The following is a 17,981-nucleotide window of genomic DNA, read 5'->3' on the forward strand; positions in this document are numbered from 1 at the left end:
GTTCTAACCGCCCGCAACGCGCACGAGTCCTTTAACCGGCCGGAACCGTTTCGTAGATGCGCTGGGTGCCCGCGCGGTTCGAGACGAGACCGTTGGCCCACAAGGACTGGACGCGGGAAGCCTCGGCCGAGTTCGGGTTCGCGTTGTGGCAGGACGTGCCGGGGCCGCCGCCGGACATGAGCTCCGAGCAGGGGCCCTCGTAGTGGTCGGGGAGGCCGAGCGCGTGGCCGGTCTCGTGCGCGGTGATGCGGACGATGTCGTACTGCTTGGCCTGGGTGAAGTCGATGAAGATCGTGCCGGTGCCGTGGCCGTCGGTGTCCGCGTAGGACCCCTGCGGGTCATTGCCTTCCACGTAACGCAAGGAGGCGCCCGACGAGCTCGGGCGGAGCTGCACATTGGACACCGCGCGGTTCCAGTTGGCCGCGCCTGAGGAGATGGCCGAGGCGAAGCTGGGCGCGCCGGATGCGTCGTAGTAGACGGTGGTGACCGCGGGCGCCGCCGTTGCCATTCCCGCGGTGAGCGGGAGGACGAGCACGGCGAGCGCCGCGGCGCCGGTGAAGAAGGTCTTCTTGGACATCTGGGGATTCTCCTTGCCAGGACAGGGGATTCGCCTGTGTTGGCAGCGAATCTAAATTCCTGGCGAAGGAGAGGCATCCAACTTTCGTACTGTTCCAGAGGTGGTGATTTACCAACCTTGACTAACGCATGCGTGTCAGCTAATGGGACTGAGTGAAGGTCGTTTGGCCGTGCGCTGATCGCCGGAAGACTGGCCGCGCAGGCGTCTGCCGAGCCATGGGCCCAGGAATGTCGCCGCCCAGCCGATTTCACTGGCCACTGTGGTCCGCGGCGGGATCCCGGGCGGCGGTGGCCGCGTCCAGGAATCGTCGCTGCCGGGGAGTTCGAGTGCGTGCGCGACCGCCGAGGCGATCAAGGCGTGGCCGAGCGGGCTGCAGTGCAACCGGTCTTCGGCCCAGAACCGGCGGTCGGCGACGGCGGTGTGCAAGGCGATCTCGGCGACGGCGACACCGTGGCGGGCGGACGCGGCGCGGATGCGGTCGTTGAGGTCGTGGATGCGGGCGCGGGCCGGGCGGGCGAGCGGGATGATCCTGGTGATGTCCGGGAAGGTGACCGTCGCGACGCGGGCGCCGGACTCGGTGAGCGCCGCGAACATCGCCTCCAGGTGACCGGCCACTTCGGCCGCGTCGAAACGGGGGCGCAGCAGGTCGTTGACGCCCGCGACGACGGTGGCGATGTCGGGACGCAGTGCGAGAGCGCGCTCGAGCTGTTCGTGTCGGACCTCGCCGGCCAGGCGGCCTCGGACGGCCAGGTTGGCGTACTGGAACGAGGGGTGGCCGTCAGCGAGGTGTTCCGCGAGCCGGTCCGCCCAGCCGCGCAGGCCGGTGCTGTCGTCGCCATCGCCGACACCTTCGGTCTGGCTGTCGCCGAGCGCGACGTAACGCTGGTAGGGGCTCATTTCGGCGCCGGCACCAGCCCGTCGGCGACGAGGCCCGCGAGCACCGCGTCGCTGAGTGCGGTGACCGCCGAAAGCGGCCGGACCATCACGGTGAGCTCGGTGATCAGTCCCTCGTCGTTGAACCGGAAAAGGTCGACGCCATGGATCTCGGTGCCCTTGACTGCCGCGCGGAACTCCAGCACGTCCGAGTCGGTGCCGTGGAACTCGCCGACGTAGCGGAAGTCCTCGAACGTGCGCAGCAGCACGCCGAGCAGGCCGAGGATCATCGGCCGCCCCTCGAACGGGGTGAACTTCACCGGGCTGAACATCCGCGCGTCCGGTGTGAACAGCGGTTCGATTGCCGCGTGGTCGCCGCTCAGCACCGCGTCGCGGAAACGCTGAGTTGTAGTACTCATTTCCATGAGTACTCATATACATGACTATGATGGGCCACGTCCAGCTCGACCACGGAAGGAACCGAGGCCATGGCCCTGCGGCATGCGGTGCTCGCCGCCCTGCTGTCCGGCGAATACAGCGGCTATCAGCTGGCCAAGGCGTTCGACGTGGGGGTCGCCAACTTCTGGTACGCCCAGCCGCAGCAGCTCTACTTGGAGCTGACAAAGCTTGAGAAGGACGGCCTGATCAGCGGGCGCCAAGTGGTCCAGGAGGCGCGCCCCAACAAGCGGCTGTTCACCGTCACCGAGGCGGGCACGGCCGAGCTGGCGACCTTCGCGGCCGCCATGTGCAAGCCCTCGTTCATCCGCGACGACCTGCTGGTGAAGGTCCAGGCCGTCGATCACATCGACGCGGCGCCGGTGATCGCGCAGCTGGACGAACGGGCCGCCGCTGCCGCCACGAAGATCGAGTTCCTGGACAAGCTGCTGCGACAGCTGCGTGGCGATCTCGACGAGGAGACCTTCCTGCGGCGCGGCGAGCCGCTCGGTCCCTATCTGACGTGCCTGCGCGGCCGTCAGTTCGAACAGGAACACCACACGTGGTGTGTTCGCGCGGCCACTGTGCTGCGAGATCGGGCGGCGAACCGGCCTTCTTGACCGATCAGGACCGTGATTTCTCGAACTCCGGTGTCGATTGAGGCGTATCCGAGTCGACGACATTACAAGAGATGCCGGAAGGGAGAACCGCCATGAACGCCACGATTCTCACCACGATCAGCCACCGCGACCGCTCCGTTCTCCGCGCCGTCGCGGCAGGCCGGTGCGAGATCTCGGGTTGTGCGGGCGGTTCGCTCGTGATCGACGGAATCGGCTGCTGCGACCAGTTCGTCGGCCCCCGGCTGGTCCAAGCCGGGCTGATCGCGGCCATAACACCAGGACCGGTCCGGCTCACCGAATCGGGCCGAGCATTGCTTGAAGCCGCGTGAACCGGCGAAGACCAAGTGCGCCGCGTAATTGCTCCAGCGGCGCACTTGGAATCCCGGTCGTTTACAACTGAGTGCTCTTGCCACGCGCGTACGCGTAGGACTCGAGCAGGATCTTCCACACCGTCTCCATTTCCTCACGATCGCGCGGTCCGTAGACCAGCTGCGTGTTCTGGATCGGGTGCGGGATACCCCAGCCCGCTTCGGTGACCTCCTTCTTGACCCGCTGCGGCAACGTCATGTGGAGACTGCCGTCCTGCTGCGGATGCAGGTGCGCGAACTCGCGGCTCAGCTTGATGAACGCGTCATCGGGGCCGGTGCCGAACTCAGGAGCCAGGTGAATCGCCCGAGCCTCGGGGTACGGCACGTGGGTCGGCGCGAGGTAGACGCCCGGCAGCGAGCGCATCCGCTGCCACAGTTCCTCCTGCATGGTGGTCGGCGAGATCTGGTTGAGCTGACCGTGCGGAATCGGGCCACGCGTGCGCGGCTCCGGGCCGGGACGGATGGGCAGTTCGAACATCGGAAACTCCTTCAGTCTTGGGAAAGCCGCTGGTAGCGGCGGCCGTGGTAGATCAGCGGTTCGCCGGGGCAGGTGCGCACGGACAGCACCTCGGCCATCAGCACGCTGTGGTCCCCGGCGTCGACGGTCTCGCGCAGCCGGCATTCCACGCTCGCGAGCGCGTCGGGATGCACCGGCGTGCCTTCCGGGCCGGACACGAACCCCGTGCCGGTGAACCGGTCGGCTCCGGGCGTCGAGAACAGTCCGGCCAATTCGTGCTGGTCAGCGGCCAGCACATTGACGGTCAGGTGCTCGCAGTTCGCGAACACCGGGTACGAGCCCGACGACTTCGACTGGCACACGAGCAGCATCGGCGGCCGCATCGAGACCGACGTGACCGAGGTGGCCGCGAACCCACGCGGCGCGCCGTCGGAGTCGACGGCCGTCACCACGCAGACGCCGCCCGCGAGCGCCGCCATGGCTTCCTTGAACTCCTCCATCAGGCACCTCCCCGCACCAGCGCGGGCGTCAGCCATTCACCGCTGGGGGAGCCGAAGTCCCCGTCGCCCGTGTAGACGGTTTCGCCGCGCCGCACGGTCCGCTCGACGCGTCCGGTGAACAGCCAGCCCGCGTACGCCGACCAGCCGCATTTGGCCTGGACATCGGTGAGCGACCAGTTGACGGACGGGTCGAACAGCACCAGGTCCGCGTCGAGACCGGGCGCGATCCGCCCCTTGCGGTGGTCGAGGCCGAACAGCCGCGCGGGCTCCGACGCGAGCAGCCGCGTGACGATCCGGAGCAGCGAGGTGTCCGAAGCCGTGGGGAGCCGTCGCCGCAGTCCGGTGCACAGCCCAGGCAGCAGCTCTTGCACGCCGGGGAGCCCCGGCGGCGCGTCCGGTGGCGGCTGGATCTTGTCGCCGAACGGATGCGGCGCGTGGTCACTGCCCACAGTGGACACTTCGCCGTTGATCACCGCCTCCCACAGCCGATCCTGGTCGGCCTGCTCACGGATCGCCGGGCTCAGCCGGATCCGGGAGCCATAGCGCCGGGTGTCGTCGGCGGTGAACGACAGATGGTGCCCGGTGACCTCCCAGGTGACCGGCAGCCCCACCGCGCCGGCCGCGGTCAGCAGGTCCGCCTCCTCACGGCTGGACACGTGCAGCACGTGAATCGCCGTGCCATGCCGCCTGACCAGGTCGATCAGCTTCGCCACCGCGACGATCCCGCCGGTGCGCGGCCGGAACCGCTCGTAGTCGCGGTACTCCGGCGGCGAGCCCTGCCACTGGTCCAGCAGCGCGAACACGTCGTCGTCCTCGGCGTGGAACAGCAGCCGGAGGCCCTTCTTGTGCGCGATCTGGAACAACCGGTCCAGACGCGCCGGGTCGCGCAGCACGTGCGGTGCGGTGTGATGCCCGGTCAGGAATGCCTTCGCCGACGTCGCCTCGGCAGGCGAGAAGTCGAGCAGCCGGTCCACCTGGTCGGGGTCGACGCCCGCGTGGAACCGGTAGTCGACCAGGCTCGTGCCGCGCACCGCCGCGTCCTTGGCACGGGCGTCGGCCGGGGTGAAGGTCGCCGGCTTGGTGTTCGGCATGTCGATCACCGTGGTGATCCCGCCTGCCACAGCCGCGCGGGACGCGAACGCCCACTCTTCCTTCTGCGTCAACCCCGGCGTCCGGAAGTGCACATGGGAGTCGATCAGCCCCGGCAGGACGTACCGGCCCGAAGCGTCGATCACCTCATGGCCCTGGGCGCCACTCTTGGCTGGCAGCAGGTCATCGATCACCCCGTCGCGCACGACGATGTCACGCACGTCGCCGGCATCGGCCAGCCTGCCGCCCCTGACGACGAGGTCGTAGGTCACGCTGCCCATGGCATGCTCACCAACTCCCTGCTCAGATCGTTCGTCGGTCCCATCAGCGCGACCGCGCGGGCGTCACGCGCCATCCGGTTGATCGGGTTCGTCACCACGTACCCGGCGCTCCCGAGCATCCGCGCGACCCCGGCGACGACCTCTTCACACGCCTGCGAGGCGTGGATCTTGCTGTGCAGCGTCACGTCGCCCGGCTCGGCCGCCTCCCGGCGCCCCGCCCGTTCGATCAACGCTCGCGCCGACTCGACCTGCGAACGCAGATCGACCAGCCGGTGCCGGACCGCCTGCAGGTCCAACAACGATTTCCGTTGCGCCGCTTGGAATCCGAGGTCCCAGGCGGCTTCGGCGATGCCGACGGAGACCGCACCGAGCGAGGCGCCGGTCCGGCGCACACCCGCGATGATCGTGCTGGCGGTGTCACGCGGCCCGAGCAGCGCGTCGACGTCCACGTGGCAGTCCTTGAGCTCGACGAACCCGGTCGCCGAGGCGCGCATGCCGACCAGGTCCAGGCTCAGGTCCGGCTCGATGCCCTGGTTCGTCGCGGGGATCAGGAAGAAGCTCTGCCCGCTCGACCCGTACGCCGAGTCGTCCTCGACCTGAGTCGTCTGCGCGAGCACCAGGTAGACGTCCGTGAGCCCGGCGCCGGTGGTGAACGCCTTGCCACCGCTGATCGACCAGCCGTCGTCGCGCTCGTCCGCGATGGTGGCGAGGTTCTTCTTCGCCGCGCCCGCGCCGGATTCACTCCACGCGGACGCGGCCAGCCACTCGCCGGAAGCCAGTTTCGGCAGCAGGTCTTCGCGCTGCGCCGGGCTGCCCCATTCGGCGATCCGGCTGCACACGGCCATGTGCTGGAACAGGATGATCGCCGTCGACGGATCGTGGTACGCGATCCGTGCGATCGCCCGGTTGACGGCCAGCCCGTCACCGCCGGCGCCGCCGTACTCACGGGGCACGGTCAGCGCGGGCAAAGACGACCCGCGCACCGCGCGCAGCACTTCGGGCGACGGCTTTCCGGCGAGATCGGATGACGCCGCGTGCTCACCGAGTATTTCGATCAGCTCGTCTTCGCCGATGTTCAGGTCGAGAGCAGGCATGTGCCCTCCTTACGGACGTGGGGCCGGAGCGAGTCGATGGTCACCTCGCCGCTGAAAGCGACCGCCTTGTGCGGGACGCTGACCCACGACAGCCTGCTGTCGCGGTCATGGCCGGAGACCGCGGCCGCGGAGGTGGTGACCCCGCCCTTGGTGCGGATCTCCAGCGGCCCGTCGCAGTGCTCACCAGCCAGCTGATACGGGATGGTCCCGCGGATCTGCCTGGCCGCGCCGAGGCAGACGGCGCCGGTGAGCGCCAGCGTCGGATGCCAGGACGGCACCGAGACCGCGCGGACGGCGAGCTTGTCCTCGCCGTCCGGGATGACCGCGGCGACCTTGGGGAACGCGCCGTCGACCGGCCAGCCGTACTGCGCGGCCGCCGACCGCCTGATCGCGGTCATCGTGTCGAACAGCTCCGGGTTGTCCGCGAACAACTCGTCCTTGGTGCCGACGCCGAGGTCGTGCCCGGAGACGAAGAGGTACGGGTTGCCGACCGAGACCGCGCTGACCCGGATGGTGCCGCCGGAGTACGGCAGGTCCGTCGTGGTCTCACCGAACGGCAGCAGCTCCTCGAGCGCGACCGACGGGTGATTGAGGAAGTGCGCGGTGAACGTGGTCTTGTCCCGCACGCATTCGTCGACCTCGCACACCACGTTGTCATCGGTGTTGAGCACGCGGACGCGTACCCGGTGTTCCGGCGCGAGCTTGCCGATCCAGCCGAGACGGCTGGCGACGACCACGGACGACAGCACGGAATGCCCGCAGCTGCCCCGGAAGTCGAACCGCGGCGGGTCGCCTGGCAGCACCTGCACGAACCGGTAGTCCAGGTCGAACAGCGGGTGCTCGGACTGGCCGATCAACGCGATCTTGGTGATCCCGTCGAGGCCCTGCTCGTCGAGCCAGCGGAGCGCGTCGGTGAGCGCGCAGCCGAGCTCGCTTTCGTCGGCGGGCAGTCGTTCCGCGGTGAGCACCAGTGTGGAGCTGGGCGCACCTTGCGCGTGCGCGATATGGGCGAGCATCAGGCTGCCCTCCTTTCCCCCTGGCAGGTGATCTGGTCGCGCCAGATCCGGTGGATCAGCAGTGACCAGATGGCGAGCGCGGACTCGTCGTTCGGGCTGGCCACCTGGGTCTTGATAAGCCCTTCGACGGCTTGCGGGTCGAGCCTGCTGTCGTGGCCGCCCGCGAGCATGTCCTGTGCGTAGCCGAGCAGCGGTTGTCCCTCGGCGAGCATCGCGGTGATCGGCAGGGTGAACGGCTGCTTCGGGCGGTTGAGCACCGAGTCCGGCACCAGGCCGCGCGCGGCGGCGTAGAGGGTGCGCTTGACCTGGTCGCCGCGCACCCGCAGGTCCGTCGGCAGGCCGCGCGCCAGATCGGTGACCGAGGTCTGGCAGAACGGCAGCCGCACCTCGACCGAGTGCGCCATGCTGAGGTGGTCGACGCGGCGCAGGTGATACGCGGGCAGCCGCTGGTCCACTTCGAACTCGGTGATCGCCGCGAGCCGGTCGTTCGAGCCCGCTCGCAGCTGCCCGACGATCCGGTCGAATTCGGATCCGTTGTCGCGCAGGTAATCCCGATAATCCTCTGTGTACAGAGCGTTCCGTGTCGCCGATGGAATCGCGGCAAGCGCGTCGACGTAATTCCGGTCCCAGCCGTCGCCGTCTGTGAGCGCTTTCTTGATCCTTCCGTAGCCGCCGAAGATCTCGTCGGCGGCGTCACCGGAGAGCGTGACCTTGAACCCGGCTTCGCTGACCCCCTGGAAGAGCAGGTACGTGCTCAGCGTGATCGGGTCGGCGTTGGGCTGGCCGAGATGCCAGACGACCTCGTCCATCAGCTTCGGGAACTCGGCAGGGTCCGCCTCGATCTGGTGATACCGAGCTCCGCTGAGCTCCGCGACCTCGCGGGCGTAGCGCTTCTCGTCGAACGGCCAGTCGCCGGTGTAGGCGATGTTGAACGCGTGCACGTGCGGCACCTTCTCGGCGAGCAGCGCGGTGACCAGGCTGGAGTCCAGCCCGCCGCTGGTGATCGTCGAGATCGGCACGTCGGCCAGTGCGAGCCGATGCGTCTCGGCCCGCAACGTGTCCTGTGCGCGTTGTCCCGCGGTCTCCAGATCCGTTGGCACCACAGGGAAATCACGTTTGGCGCGCCGGTCGATCTTGAGGCCGCCGTCCCGCGTGTACACCGCTGTGGCGGCGCGCGGAAGCACCTGCACCTGCTCGAACATGGTCTGCTCGCCGAACGGCGTCTTGGTGGTCAGGTAGGCGTCCAGCCCGCCGGCCGACTCGTCCCAGCTCAGGCCGGGCACGCTCAGCAGCGCCGGTAGCTCGGAGGAGAAATAGAGCTGCCCGTGGCGGCGGTCCCAGTGGTAGTAGAGCGGCTTCATCCCGGCCTCGTCGGTGGCCAGCACGAGCTTGGGCTCCGCGCGCAGGTCGATGATCGCGACCGCGTACATGCCGTCGAGGTGATCGACGAAATCGAGCCCGTAATGGTGATAGAGCGCGGGCAAGACGTTGCCGTCGCAGTGATCGTGGAAGACGTACCCCAGTGCGTGCAGCCGCTGCCGCAGCTCGGTGTGGTTGTAGAGCTCGCCGTTGAACACGACCTGGATGTCGCGGCCGAGCTTGAACGGCTGCTCGCCGCCGTCGAGGTCGATGATCGCCAGCCGGTTGTTGCCGAGTGCCCAGTCGTCGCCACTGGCGCTGAAGCGGGCGTCCGGCCCGCCGTGGCGCTGCAGCGCGGACACCGCTCGCAGATGGTGGTGGGCGAGGTTGCCGCCCAGGTGTCCGTATATGCGGCACATGGTGACTACTTCACCTCCGCTGAGACGTTCGCGCGTGCGTACAGGACCGGGTCGAACGGCGTCGGGCCGCCACAGGTGGCGAACCGGGCCTCGCTGTCATCGGGATTCCTGGTGCCGTGCGGGACACCGGGCGCGGCGAACAGCACATCGCCGGGGCTGACGTCGTGCCAGCGGTCGATCAGGTACATCTGGCCGTTGCCCTCGAAGGCGATGAACGCCTCTTCGCCGTCCGGATGCTGATGGACGTTGAAGGTCTGGCCGGGGTCCTGGATTCCACAGTGGAGGCACAGCCGCGCGCTGCCGGATCCCGGCCAGAACAAGAAGTTCATCACCGCGGTGCGCTCGTCGGCCTTGACCTCGCCGGTGCCCGCGAACCCGTGCAGCTGGGTCTCCTCGTTCCACAACTCGTTGTCCAGCCTGGGATTACTGCCGGTCGGTTCACCGCCCTCGAGCCTGGTCCGCCAGACGTAGGCGGTCAGCCCGTCCGGCCCGGCTTCGAGTTCGAGCGTCTTGCCGGTGGGGGAGTGCAGCGCGGAGCCGCGGCTGACTTCGGTGCGGTGCGCGGTGACGTCACCGTGGCCGGAGCCGTCGAAGATCACCGCGACGTTCTCTTCTTCGAGTGCCCAGCCGAGCCGCCACGTCTTCCCCGGTGCGACTTCGACGACCAGCAGGGTGACCTTGTGCGCACCCATCATCGGGCCGACGGGTTCGGCCACCCGGCCCCAGTCGAAAGGTGAAAAGACGAAATCCGCGGTACGGATGATCGTCCCTTGGATTTGTTCGGTAAGCATCCCGGATCCCATCGGTTTCGGGTTCATTTGATGATCGAGTAGCAATACCCTTATCGGGTGATTTGTTGCCCTCGAATTTCACCGTACTGAGTGAAGCGAAGAAGTGCAAAGCGAGGGCGCTGGTCCGTATGAGTGATACTTATGTCGGCCGGTCGAGCGCAAGTCCGTTGGCGCGCATGAAAAAAGCGACAACCGGTCCGGTCGTCGCCTGGGTTTTCAACTTCTATTCGGGAATTGCGGCCAATGCCACATCTATGACCTGCTCGAGCGTTGACGGGTCGGTGCTGACCGCGCTCATTATTCGCAGCCCTTGAATCATGGTGACGAGAAAGTTCGCCAGTGTCGGAACGTCGGTTTCGACCGGCAATTCGCCCATGCTTCGCGCCATGTACAGCGTCGCGCTGAAAGAATCCTGCAGCGCGCCGATCGCGTCGCGGACGATGCGGTTCGTCGCCTCGTCATGGGGCACGCGCTCGGTGATCGCCATGACTAGTAGGCAGCCTGGACGCCCCGGCACTTCGAGCGCGCTGCTGAGCCTGCCGAGCAGTAGCTCTCGCATGACCTTGCGGATCGGCTCGCGGCGCATGAGCGCGCGCCGTGTCGCGTCGGTGGTCTGCAGTACGTACCGCTGGAGCGCGAGTTCGTACAGCCCGTGCTTGCTGCCGAACGCGGCGTAGAGCGAGCCGCGGCCGAGTCCGGTCGCCTCGGCGAGGTCCTGGATCGAAGTCCCCTCATAGCCGTGCATCCAGAAGACCTCCATGGCCTTCTGGATGACCTCATCGGTGTCGAACTCGCGGACGCGGGACATGTCCCCAGGCTAACTCTGGTGTAACGAGCGGTCAAGATAAGGGGGGATGTCGTGTACCTGACGACCTAAAAACCGGCCGGTTACCTGCGAAGATGGGAACTTTGGGGCCTGCTATGTTTACCGATCGTTCCATATTTGCTACGGTGAAGACAGGCCGACGCGGTTGTGCGCTCCGGCCGGGAGTGAGCCGCGCGGCCCCCGAAGAGGAGGTTCGCGCATGAGCAAGGTGCAGCGCCGGTCGTCGATCTCCGACGAGCTGGCCTGGAAGATCGTCCACGCCGCGCACGAGGCGGCATTGGGCTCCGACAAGCGATTCGCCATCTCGGTGGTCGACGAGAGCGGAAACCTCAAGGCGTTCCTGCGTCAGGACGGCGCGAAGCTCAACGCCGTGCAGGTCTCGCAGGACAAGGCCTACACCGCGGCGTCGTCGGCGATGCCGACCGAGAAGTGGTCCGAGATCCTGAAGTCCGACGAGGTGCTCGCGGCAGGCGCGCCCACCGGGGTCGCCCGCCTGGTCAGCATGGGCGGCGGGCTGCCGGTCGTGGTGGACGGCGAGGTCGTCGGCGCGGTCGGGGTCTCCGGCGCCCACTGGACGGACGACGTGAAGATCGCCGAAGCGGGTTTGACGGCGGTTTCCTGAGCACAGGAGAAATAGATGCCCATCGCATTGTTCGTGCTGGGGCTGACGGTGTTCAGCCTCGGCACGACCGAGTTCATGATCGCCGGGCTGCTGCCCGAGCTGTCGGCGGCGTTCGGGGTCTCACTGCCGCAGACCGGCATGCTGATCTCGCTGTTCGCGCTCGGCGTCGTCGTCGGCGCGCCGCTGATCACCGCCGCGACTACACGGATCCCGCGTAAAGCCGCGTTGATCGGGCTGCTCGGCGTGTTCATCGTCGGTGAGGTGGTCGCCGCGGCCGCGCCCTCGTACGGGGTGCTGATGGCCGCGCGGGTGGTCACCGCCGTCGCGCACGGGTCGTTCTTCGGTATCGGCGCGGTCGTCGCGGCGAACCTGGTGGAACCGGCCAAACGCGCCCGCGCCATCTCGGTGATGTTCGGCGGGCTCACCATCGCGACCATCGCGGGTGTGCCGCTGGGCACCTTCGTCGGCCAGCACTTCGGCTGGCGCGCGACGTTCCTGGCGGTCGCGATCCTCGGTGTCATCGACCTGATCGGCGTGATCGCGCTGGTGCCGCATCAGCCGCGAGCCGGCCACATCGGCGTGCGCCAGGAGCTGGCGGCCTTCCGCAACACGAAGGTCTGGCTCGCGCTGGCCACGACGATGCTGAGCCAGGCGGCGCTGTACACCGCGTACACCTACATCTCGCCGCTGCTCACCGACGTCACCGGCTTTTCCGCCGGGATGGTGCCGCCGTTGCTGGCGCTGTTCGGTGTCGGAACGTTCCTCGGCAGTGTGTTCGGCGGCCGTCTCGCGGACCGTTCGCTGATGGGGACCTTGTGCGTCGGCCTGCTGGTGCTGGCCGTGATGCTCGGCGCGTTCTCGCTGGCCGCGCACAGCAAGCCCGCGATGGTCGTGACGTTGTTCCTGTTCGGTGTCGGCAGCTTCCTGATCAACCCCGCGCTGCAGACCAGGGTGATGAACGAGACCGAAGGCGCGCCGACACTGGCGAGCACGAGCAACATCTCGGCGTTCAACATCGGCAACGCGCTCGGCCCGTGGCTCGGCGGTCTCGGCATCAGCGCCGGCGCCGGTTTCCTGTCGCCGAGCTGGATCGGCGCCGGGCTGGCGGTCGCTTCGCTGGCCGTCGCGCTGGTGGCCGCCGGCGCGGACCGCGCCGGAAAAAACGAGGAGGTGACCATCGATGCCCGTCGTGAACGTGAACTGGTGGAAAGGCGCGGGTGAGCCCGAACGCCGTCAGCTCGTCTCCGAGCTGACGGAGACCGTGTCCAGGCTGGCGAAATGCCCGCCCGAGGCGGTGACCGTGCTCATCAGCGACGTCGAAAAGGACCATTGGGGAATAGGGGGCAAGCTCGCCGCCGACCTCTAGCGAGCCCGGCCCCGATCGTGGGGCGTGGGTGTTCCCAACGTTTCTGTCGAGGGGAAAGCCAAATGTGGCGTCCCCCCAGGGCAGCTGCGTGAGGGCCTCCCTTACTCGACCCAGGTTGGTGAGGGCTTCCTTCACCCAGATATCCGGGTGAGGGAGGCCCTCACTCCACGGTTTGGGTGAGGGAGGCGCTCACCCTAGGCGGGCCGCCCGCGTGGTGCGGGCGAGCCTGCCGAGAGAGAGGTCGTGAGTGTTTTCACCGGTTAGAACCGGCCATACCACTCACGACCGCCTTTTGAGGAGGTGCTCCATGATCACTGTCGAACCCGGCGATCCACGCTATGACAGCCTGACGTCCGGGCTGAACCAGCGCTACGCGGCCAAGCCCGCCCGCGTCGAGCTCGTGCGCGGCACCGAAGACGTGGTCGCGGCGGTCCAGCTGGCCGTTTCCAACGAGGAACGGCTTTCCGTGCGCAGTGGCGGGCATTGCTTCGAGGATTTCGTGTTCAATCCGGACGTCGAAGTCGTGGTCGATCTCTCGGCCATGACCGGGGTGTACTTCGACACCTCGCAGAACGCGTACGTGGTCGAGGCCGGTGCGCGGCTCGCGGACGTCTACGAGGAGCTGTACCGCGGCTGGGACGTGACACTTCCCGGCGGGATCTGCTACTCGGTCGGTGCGGGCGGGCATATCACCGGTGGTGGTTATGGGTTGCTGTCGCGCACGCACGGGCTGACGGTCGACCATCTCGACGCGGTCGAAGTCGTGGTCGTCGACGCCGACGGGACCGCACGGGCGGTCGTGGCCACGAGAGGCTCGGACCTGTGGTGGGCGCACACCGGGGGAGGGGGCGGGAACTTCGGGGTGGTCACCCGGTTCTTTTTCCGGCCGTTGGTGCGGCCACCGTCGGAGGTGCTGCTCAGCTCGCTCTCGGTGCCCTGGTCGCGGCTGGACGAGGCCGGTTTCGCCAGGCTGCTGGACGGTTATGGCCGCTGGCACGCCGAAAGCCGGTCCGGGCTGTCGAGCCTGCTGACGCTCAATCACGTCAGCAACGGGAGCGCCGGCCTGGTCACGCAAATCGACGCCGACGAGCCGGAAGCGGCCCAAGTGTTGGATGAGTACCTGAGCATGCTGCTCGGCGACGTTTTCGAGCCGCCCCGGCGCTTGCCGTGGTTGCGGGCGACGCGGTATCTCGGCACCAGTTCACCGGTGCTCAACGACCCGACCTTGCGGGGCGAGCACAAGTCGGCGTACGTGCGGGCGCCGTTGCCGCCCGAGCAGATCGCGCTCGCCTATCGGGAGCTGACCAGGCCGGATGTGACGAACCCGAACGCGATGCTGGTCGCGTTCTCCTACGGTGGCGCGATCGGTTCGGTCGCGTCCGACGCGACCGCGGTGGCGCAGCGGGACAGTATCTTCAAGCTGCTCTATCAGTCGTTCTGGTCCACTGAGGACGGTGATGCCGCGAACATCGGCTGGGTGCGGGACTTCTTCCGCTCGATGTACGCGTCGACCGGCGGGGTGCCGGTCTCGAACTCCTTCACCGATGGCTGCTACGTGAATTACCCGGACGCCGATCTGTCCTCTTCGGACTGGAACTCGTCCGGTGTGCCCTGGCATGCGTTGTACTACAAGGACAACTACCCCCGCTTGCAGGCGGTGAAGGCGCGCTGGGATCCGCTGAACGTGTTCCGGCACGCCCAGTCGATTCAGGCGGCCGGGCCGAACCACTGCTCGAGCGCGGTCTCCGGATCCTGACCGGCCCACGCGACGTAACCGTCAGGGCGCAGCAGCACGGCCGGCCTGCCGAGGTCGTGCGTGACGACGTCGACGCGGTCTTTCCAGCCGGTGGCCGCGTCGCAGGTCTCGGCGGTGCACAGGAGCACGGGACGGCCGGGGTGCAGCAGTTCGCTGACCGTGGCCGAGCCGATCGGGAAGTTGGGGAGGAAGCTGCCTGCGAGCCCGCTCGGCGTGTAGCGGACGTTCTGCGCGGTGATCTGGTCACTCAGGTGCGAGTTCGGCTCGTCGAAGCTCAGCAGCTCGGCGACCAGTTCGCGCAGTGGATCGAACTCGGGGCCAGGGCGCATCAAGGCGGCCTGGGCGCGGGTGTTGGCGATGACCTTCGCGGCGACCGGGTGCCGCTCGGCGTGGTAGGTGTCGAGCAGGCGCTCCGGCGCGCCCTTGATGACCATCGCGAGCTTCCAGCCGAGGTTGAACGCGTCCTGTAAGCCCAGGTTGAGGCCCTGCCCGCCGAGCGGCGCGTGCACATGGGCGGCGTCACCGGCGAGGAAGACGTTGCCCTTGCGGTAGGTGCTCGCGAGCCGCGTGAAGTCGCTGAACCGGCCGAGGAAGGTCGGCTGCTCCATCGGCACGTCGTGACCGACGATCCGCGAGGTGGCCTGCTGAAGGTCGTCGAGCGTGACCTCGGCGCCGCGTTCGGGCAGCGGGTCGGTGAACTCGTGGGTGAGGATTCGGCTGGGGCCCATGGGGTTGACGTTGATCAGCGTCCAGCCGGTCGGCCCGTGTGTCCAGCCGCCGGGGCAGCGCGCGGGGTCCTGGAGCGTCGCGAGACCGAGGATTCCGGCGAACGTCGCGGGCGTGCAGGTGCTGTCGATGCCTGCCAGCTTGCGTATCGTGCTGCGCGCGCCATCCGTTCCGACGACGTAGTCGGCCGAGATGGTCTTGCCCTGGTCGGTGGTGACGGTGGTGTCTTCGAGGCTGATCACCTTGTGGCCGCGAAGGATTTCGGCGCCGTTTTCGCGCGCGCGTGCCTCGAAGAAGCGCTCGATGTCGGCCTGGGACTGGCCGATCATGGGTGGCCCCTCGATCGCGGGCGTCTCCAGTGTGAGGATCGACCGCCCGGCGAAGTGGAACGGGACCTCGACGATGTCGTCGCGCCCGTGCGCGGGCTGGGGGATGTAGCCGCGTCGCAGCATCGACTGCACGGTCCGGGCGTGCAGCGTGCCCGCGCGTGGCTCGTCGTGTGTCTCGGTCAGCGTCTCGGCCACGGTGGTGTCGATCCCCTGTAAGCCCAGCTCCGCGGCCAGCAGCATCCCGACCGGTCCGCCTCCGACGATGAGCACCTGCGTCACGTCCGACCCCTCCTCAAGATCTGTACTTGCAGGGGTGCCCGAAATGCCGCCGGGGTATGCACCGGTTGGCTAGCGTGGAGTGAGCGACACGAAAGGAGCAACAACGTGAATGTCGCGGAAGTCCTCTCTGACGGTTTCGGGCGGGTACGCGAGGAGGCGCATGGCGCCGTCGCGGATCTCGGCGTCGACCAGCTGACCTGGCGGATCGACGATTCGGCGAACTCGATCGCGTGGCTGGTCTGGCACCTGACCCGGGTCCAGGACGACCACTTGGCCGACGCAGGCGGGTACGAGCAGTTGTGGACGGCGGAAGGCTGGAGCTCGCGGTTCGCGCTGCCCTTCGACGACAGCGCGACGGGCTACGGTCACACCTTCGAGGAGGTCGGCCAGGTGCGCGCGGAGGGTTCGCTGCTGGTCGGCTACCTCGACGTGGTGTACGAGCGCACGCTGAAGTTCCTGTCCGGGCTCACGGACGCCGATCTCGACCGGGTGGTCGACGAGTCATGGGATCCGGCGGTGACGCTCGGGGTGCGGCTGGTGAGTGTCATCTCGGACGGGCTCCAGCACGCGGGGCAGGCGGCGTTCGTCAAAGGCCTGCTTCCTTAAGAACCTGAAGGAGTTCGTCATGAAGCAGTACCTGCTCGCCGTCCAGATGGACGAGAGCGTCCCGTTCGGCGCCGAAAAGGAGGTCCAGGCCATGATGGCCAGGACCGGCAAGGTCACCGACGAGATGAAGACCGCCGGTGCGTGGGTGTTCGTCGGGGGCCTGGAGAACTCGGACGCCTCGACGGTCGTCCGACCCGGCAACGGCACGACCACGATCACTGACGGCCCGTTCGCCGAGACCAAGGAGCAGCTCGGCGGGTTCTGGGTGATCCAGGCCGAGGACCTCGACCAGGCGCTGTCCTGGGCTGACAAGTGTGCGCTGGCCTGCGGCCAGGCGATCGAGGTGCGCCCGTTCGACGACGGGTCGCGCAGGCGTTGATAGAGCTCGACGACGTTTACCGGGCGGAGTACGGCCGCTGCGTGGCCACACTGACCCGTCTCCTCGGCGACATCGGCCTCGCCGAGGAGGCCGTGCAGGACGCGTTCGCGGTCGCGCTTCAGAAATGGGACAAGCTGCCGCCCAACCCCGGCGCGTGGATCGTGACCACCGCCCGCCACCGGGCCATCGACCGCCTGCGCCGCGAGTCCACCCGCGAGGCCCGCCACGCGCAGGCGTTGCTGCTGCACCAAACCGACGAGCAGGAGGAGGTCGGGCCGGTACGCGACGACCAGCTCCGGATGATCTTCACCTGCTGCCACCCGGCGCTGTCCCCGCTCGCGCGGACCGCGCTCACCCTGCGCCTGCTCGGCGGCCTCGAGGTCGGCGAGATCGCGCGGGCTTACTTGGTGCCGGAAGCGACCATCTCCCAGCGCATCGTCCGTGCGAAGAAGAAGATCCGCGACGCGGGCATTCCATACCGGGTGCCTGGGGAGGCCGAGCTGCCAGATCGGCTGGCGTCGGTGCTGATGGTGCTGTACCTGATCTTCAACGAGGGGTACACGTCCACGTCGGGCACGTTGGTGCGGACGGACTTGTGCCTGGAGGCCGTGCGCCTCGCTCGTGCGCTCGCCGACCTGATGCCCGACGAGCCCGAAGCGCTCGGACTGCTGGCGCTGCTCCTGCTCACCGAAGCGCGTCGGCCCGCGCGGGTCGGCCCCTCGGGCGAGTTGGTAGTGCTGGCGGAGCAGGACCGGTCGTTGTGGAACCAGGAGCTGATCGCGGAGGGGCATGAGCTGGTGCGACGGTGCCTGCGCCGCGCCCAGCCGGGGCCATATCAGCTGCAGGCCGCGATCAACGCCGTGCACACGGACGGGCCCGCGACCGACTGGACGCAGGTGCTCGCGCTCTACGACCAACTGCTGCGGCACAGCCCGTCGCCGATCGTGGCGTTGAATCGGGCGGTCGCGGTCGCGGAGGTCCATGGCCCGGCGCTCGCGTTGTCGGAGATCGAGAACCTCGACTTGCCGGGCTATCACCTCCTGCCCGCGACCCGGGCCGACCTGCTGACCCGGCTGGGCCGGTCCGCCGACGCCGCGGCCGCCTACGACGAGGCGATCGCCTTGGCCACCAACGACACCGAGCGGACCTTCCTCGAGGAACGACGAGCTCACCTAGGGTCGTGAGTGGTATGGCCGGTTCTAACCGGCCATAC

At 68.0% G+C, this 17,981-nt stretch carries 21 protein-coding genes; 9 read left to right on the plus strand and 12 right to left on the minus strand.

What is annotated here, in order from left to right; all coding sequences use genetic code 11:
• Nucleotides 1-31: 31 nt before the first annotated feature.
• The 3 genes from ACFV15_RS43955 to ACFV15_RS43965 all read right to left on the minus strand — a co-directional run bounded on the left by ACFV15_RS43955 (nt 32) and on the right by ACFV15_RS43965 (nt 1,869).
• On the minus strand, nt 32-577 hold the full coding sequence (locus ACFV15_RS43955) for a snapalysin family zinc-dependent metalloprotease (protein WP_378358882.1): 546 nt from the start codon (nt 575-577) through the stop codon (nt 32-34).
• A 135-nt stretch (nt 578-712) separates the two neighbouring features.
• Nucleotides 713-1,474 (minus strand): SGNH/GDSL hydrolase family protein, encoded by a 762-nt coding sequence (locus tag ACFV15_RS43960; RefSeq protein ID WP_378358884.1) that lies wholly within the window; start codon nt 1,472-1,474, stop codon nt 713-715.
• A complete protein-coding gene (locus ACFV15_RS43965) occupies nt 1,471-1,869 on the minus strand; it encodes a nuclear transport factor 2 family protein (protein WP_378358885.1) in 399 nt (132 codons plus the stop codon). Before ACFV15_RS43965 ends, ACFV15_RS43960 begins: the two co-directional genes overlap by 4 nt.
• Before the next feature lie 69 nt (nt 1,870-1,938).
• On the opposite strand from ACFV15_RS43965, the gene ACFV15_RS43970 reads away from it, so the two are divergent.
• Both ACFV15_RS43970 and ACFV15_RS43975 read left to right on the plus strand, forming a co-directional pair.
• Nucleotides 1,939-2,505: a PadR family transcriptional regulator gene (locus tag ACFV15_RS43970; protein WP_378358887.1), complete on the plus strand. Its 567-nt coding sequence runs from the start codon at nt 1,939-1,941 to the stop codon at nt 2,503-2,505.
• A gap of 92 nt (nt 2,506-2,597) precedes the next feature.
• On the plus strand, nt 2,598-2,834 hold the full coding sequence (locus tag ACFV15_RS43975; RefSeq protein ID WP_378358888.1) for a hypothetical protein: 237 nt from the start codon (nt 2,598-2,600) through the stop codon (nt 2,832-2,834).
• Between the two features lie 61 nt (nt 2,835-2,895).
• Here the strand turns inward: ACFV15_RS43975 and ACFV15_RS43980 are convergent, their stop codons facing one another.
• The 8 genes from ACFV15_RS43980 to ACFV15_RS44015 form a co-directional block, all read right to left on the minus strand.
• Nucleotides 2,896-3,351 carry a luciferase family protein gene (locus ACFV15_RS43980; protein WP_378358890.1) on the minus strand — a complete coding sequence of 152 codons (456 nt, stop codon included), beginning with the start codon at nt 3,349-3,351 and terminating at the stop codon, nt 2,896-2,898.
• Between the two features lie 11 nt (nt 3,352-3,362).
• Nucleotides 3,363-3,830, minus strand: a complete 468-nt coding sequence (locus ACFV15_RS43985) for a flavin reductase family protein (protein WP_378358892.1) — start codon at nt 3,828-3,830, stop codon at nt 3,363-3,365.
• On the minus strand, nt 3,830-5,200 hold the full coding sequence (locus ACFV15_RS43990; protein ID WP_378358894.1) for a dihydroorotase family protein: 1,371 nt from the start codon (nt 5,198-5,200) through the stop codon (nt 3,830-3,832). Before ACFV15_RS43990 ends, ACFV15_RS43985 begins: the two co-directional genes overlap by 1 nt.
• On the minus strand, nt 5,188-6,294 hold the full coding sequence (locus tag ACFV15_RS43995; protein WP_378358896.1) for an acyl-CoA dehydrogenase family protein: 1,107 nt from the start codon (nt 6,292-6,294) through the stop codon (nt 5,188-5,190). Before ACFV15_RS43995 ends, ACFV15_RS43990 begins: the two co-directional genes overlap by 13 nt.
• The gene (locus ACFV15_RS44000; RefSeq protein WP_378358898.1) at nt 6,276-7,310 is read right to left on the minus strand and encodes a PrpF domain-containing protein; all 1,035 of its coding nucleotides are present in this window, start codon (nt 7,308-7,310) and stop codon (nt 6,276-6,278) included. The genes ACFV15_RS43995 and ACFV15_RS44000 overlap by 19 nt, the downstream gene beginning before the upstream one ends.
• Complete coding sequence (asnB, locus tag ACFV15_RS44005) at nt 7,310-9,088, minus strand: asparagine synthase (glutamine-hydrolyzing) (RefSeq protein ID WP_378358900.1); 1,779 nt, start codon at nt 9,086-9,088, stop codon at nt 7,310-7,312. Before asnB ends, ACFV15_RS44000 begins: the two co-directional genes overlap by 1 nt.
• Before the next feature lie 5 nt (nt 9,089-9,093).
• On the minus strand, nt 9,094-9,879 hold the full coding sequence (locus ACFV15_RS44010; RefSeq protein ID WP_378358902.1) for a cupin domain-containing protein: 786 nt from the start codon (nt 9,877-9,879) through the stop codon (nt 9,094-9,096).
• A gap of 223 nt (nt 9,880-10,102) precedes the next feature.
• The gene (locus tag ACFV15_RS44015) at nt 10,103-10,687 is read right to left on the minus strand and encodes a TetR/AcrR family transcriptional regulator (RefSeq protein WP_378358904.1); all 585 of its coding nucleotides are present in this window, start codon (nt 10,685-10,687) and stop codon (nt 10,103-10,105) included.
• Between the two features lie 217 nt (nt 10,688-10,904).
• Between ACFV15_RS44015 and ACFV15_RS44020 the strand changes: the two genes are divergently transcribed.
• From ACFV15_RS44020 to ACFV15_RS44035, 4 genes are all read left to right on the plus strand, one after another.
• The gene (locus tag ACFV15_RS44020) at nt 10,905-11,327 is read left to right on the plus strand and encodes a heme-binding protein (protein ID WP_370949903.1); all 423 of its coding nucleotides are present in this window, start codon (nt 10,905-10,907) and stop codon (nt 11,325-11,327) included.
• A gap of 15 nt (nt 11,328-11,342) precedes the next feature.
• A complete protein-coding gene (locus tag ACFV15_RS44025) occupies nt 11,343-12,548 on the plus strand; it encodes a Cmx/CmrA family chloramphenicol efflux MFS transporter (protein ID WP_378358907.1) in 1,206 nt (401 codons plus the stop codon).
• Nucleotides 12,508-12,693 carry a 4-oxalocrotonate tautomerase family protein gene (locus ACFV15_RS44030; protein WP_091287885.1) on the plus strand — a complete coding sequence of 62 codons (186 nt, stop codon included), beginning with the start codon at nt 12,508-12,510 and terminating at the stop codon, nt 12,691-12,693. The genes ACFV15_RS44025 and ACFV15_RS44030 overlap by 41 nt, the downstream gene beginning before the upstream one ends.
• Before the next feature lie 307 nt (nt 12,694-13,000).
• Nucleotides 13,001-14,449 (plus strand): FAD-binding oxidoreductase, encoded by a 1,449-nt coding sequence (locus tag ACFV15_RS44035; protein ID WP_378358909.1) that lies wholly within the window; start codon nt 13,001-13,003, stop codon nt 14,447-14,449.
• On the opposite strand, the gene ACFV15_RS44040 is transcribed toward ACFV15_RS44035, so the two are convergent.
• On the minus strand, nt 14,401-15,783 hold the full coding sequence (locus ACFV15_RS44040; RefSeq protein ID WP_378358911.1) for an FAD-dependent monooxygenase: 1,383 nt from the start codon (nt 15,781-15,783) through the stop codon (nt 14,401-14,403). The two genes, ACFV15_RS44035 and ACFV15_RS44040, sit on opposite strands and share 49 nt — an antisense overlap.
• 105 nt (nt 15,784-15,888) lie before the next feature.
• On the opposite strand from ACFV15_RS44040, the gene ACFV15_RS44045 reads away from it, so the two are divergent.
• Genes ACFV15_RS44045 through ACFV15_RS44055 form a run of 3 tightly spaced genes read left to right on the plus strand, consistent with a single transcriptional unit; the run spans nt 15,889 to nt 17,952 of the window.
• Nucleotides 15,889-16,389, plus strand: coding sequence for a DinB family protein (locus ACFV15_RS44045; RefSeq protein WP_378358913.1), 501 nt, complete (start codon nt 15,889-15,891; stop codon nt 16,387-16,389).
• 19 nt (nt 16,390-16,408) lie between these two features.
• A complete protein-coding gene (locus tag ACFV15_RS44050) occupies nt 16,409-16,768 on the plus strand; it encodes a YciI family protein (RefSeq protein ID WP_378358915.1) in 360 nt (119 codons plus the stop codon).
• On the plus strand, nt 16,768-17,952 hold the full coding sequence (locus ACFV15_RS44055) for an RNA polymerase sigma factor (RefSeq protein ID WP_378358917.1): 1,185 nt from the start codon (nt 16,768-16,770) through the stop codon (nt 17,950-17,952). Before ACFV15_RS44050 ends, ACFV15_RS44055 begins: the two co-directional genes overlap by 1 nt.
• Nucleotides 17,953-17,981: the final 29 nt, after the last annotated feature.

Source organism: Amycolatopsis sp. NPDC059657, from assembly GCF_042734395.1.
In the GTDB taxonomy this organism is placed as follows: Bacteria; Actinomycetota; Actinomycetes; order Mycobacteriales; family Pseudonocardiaceae; genus Amycolatopsis.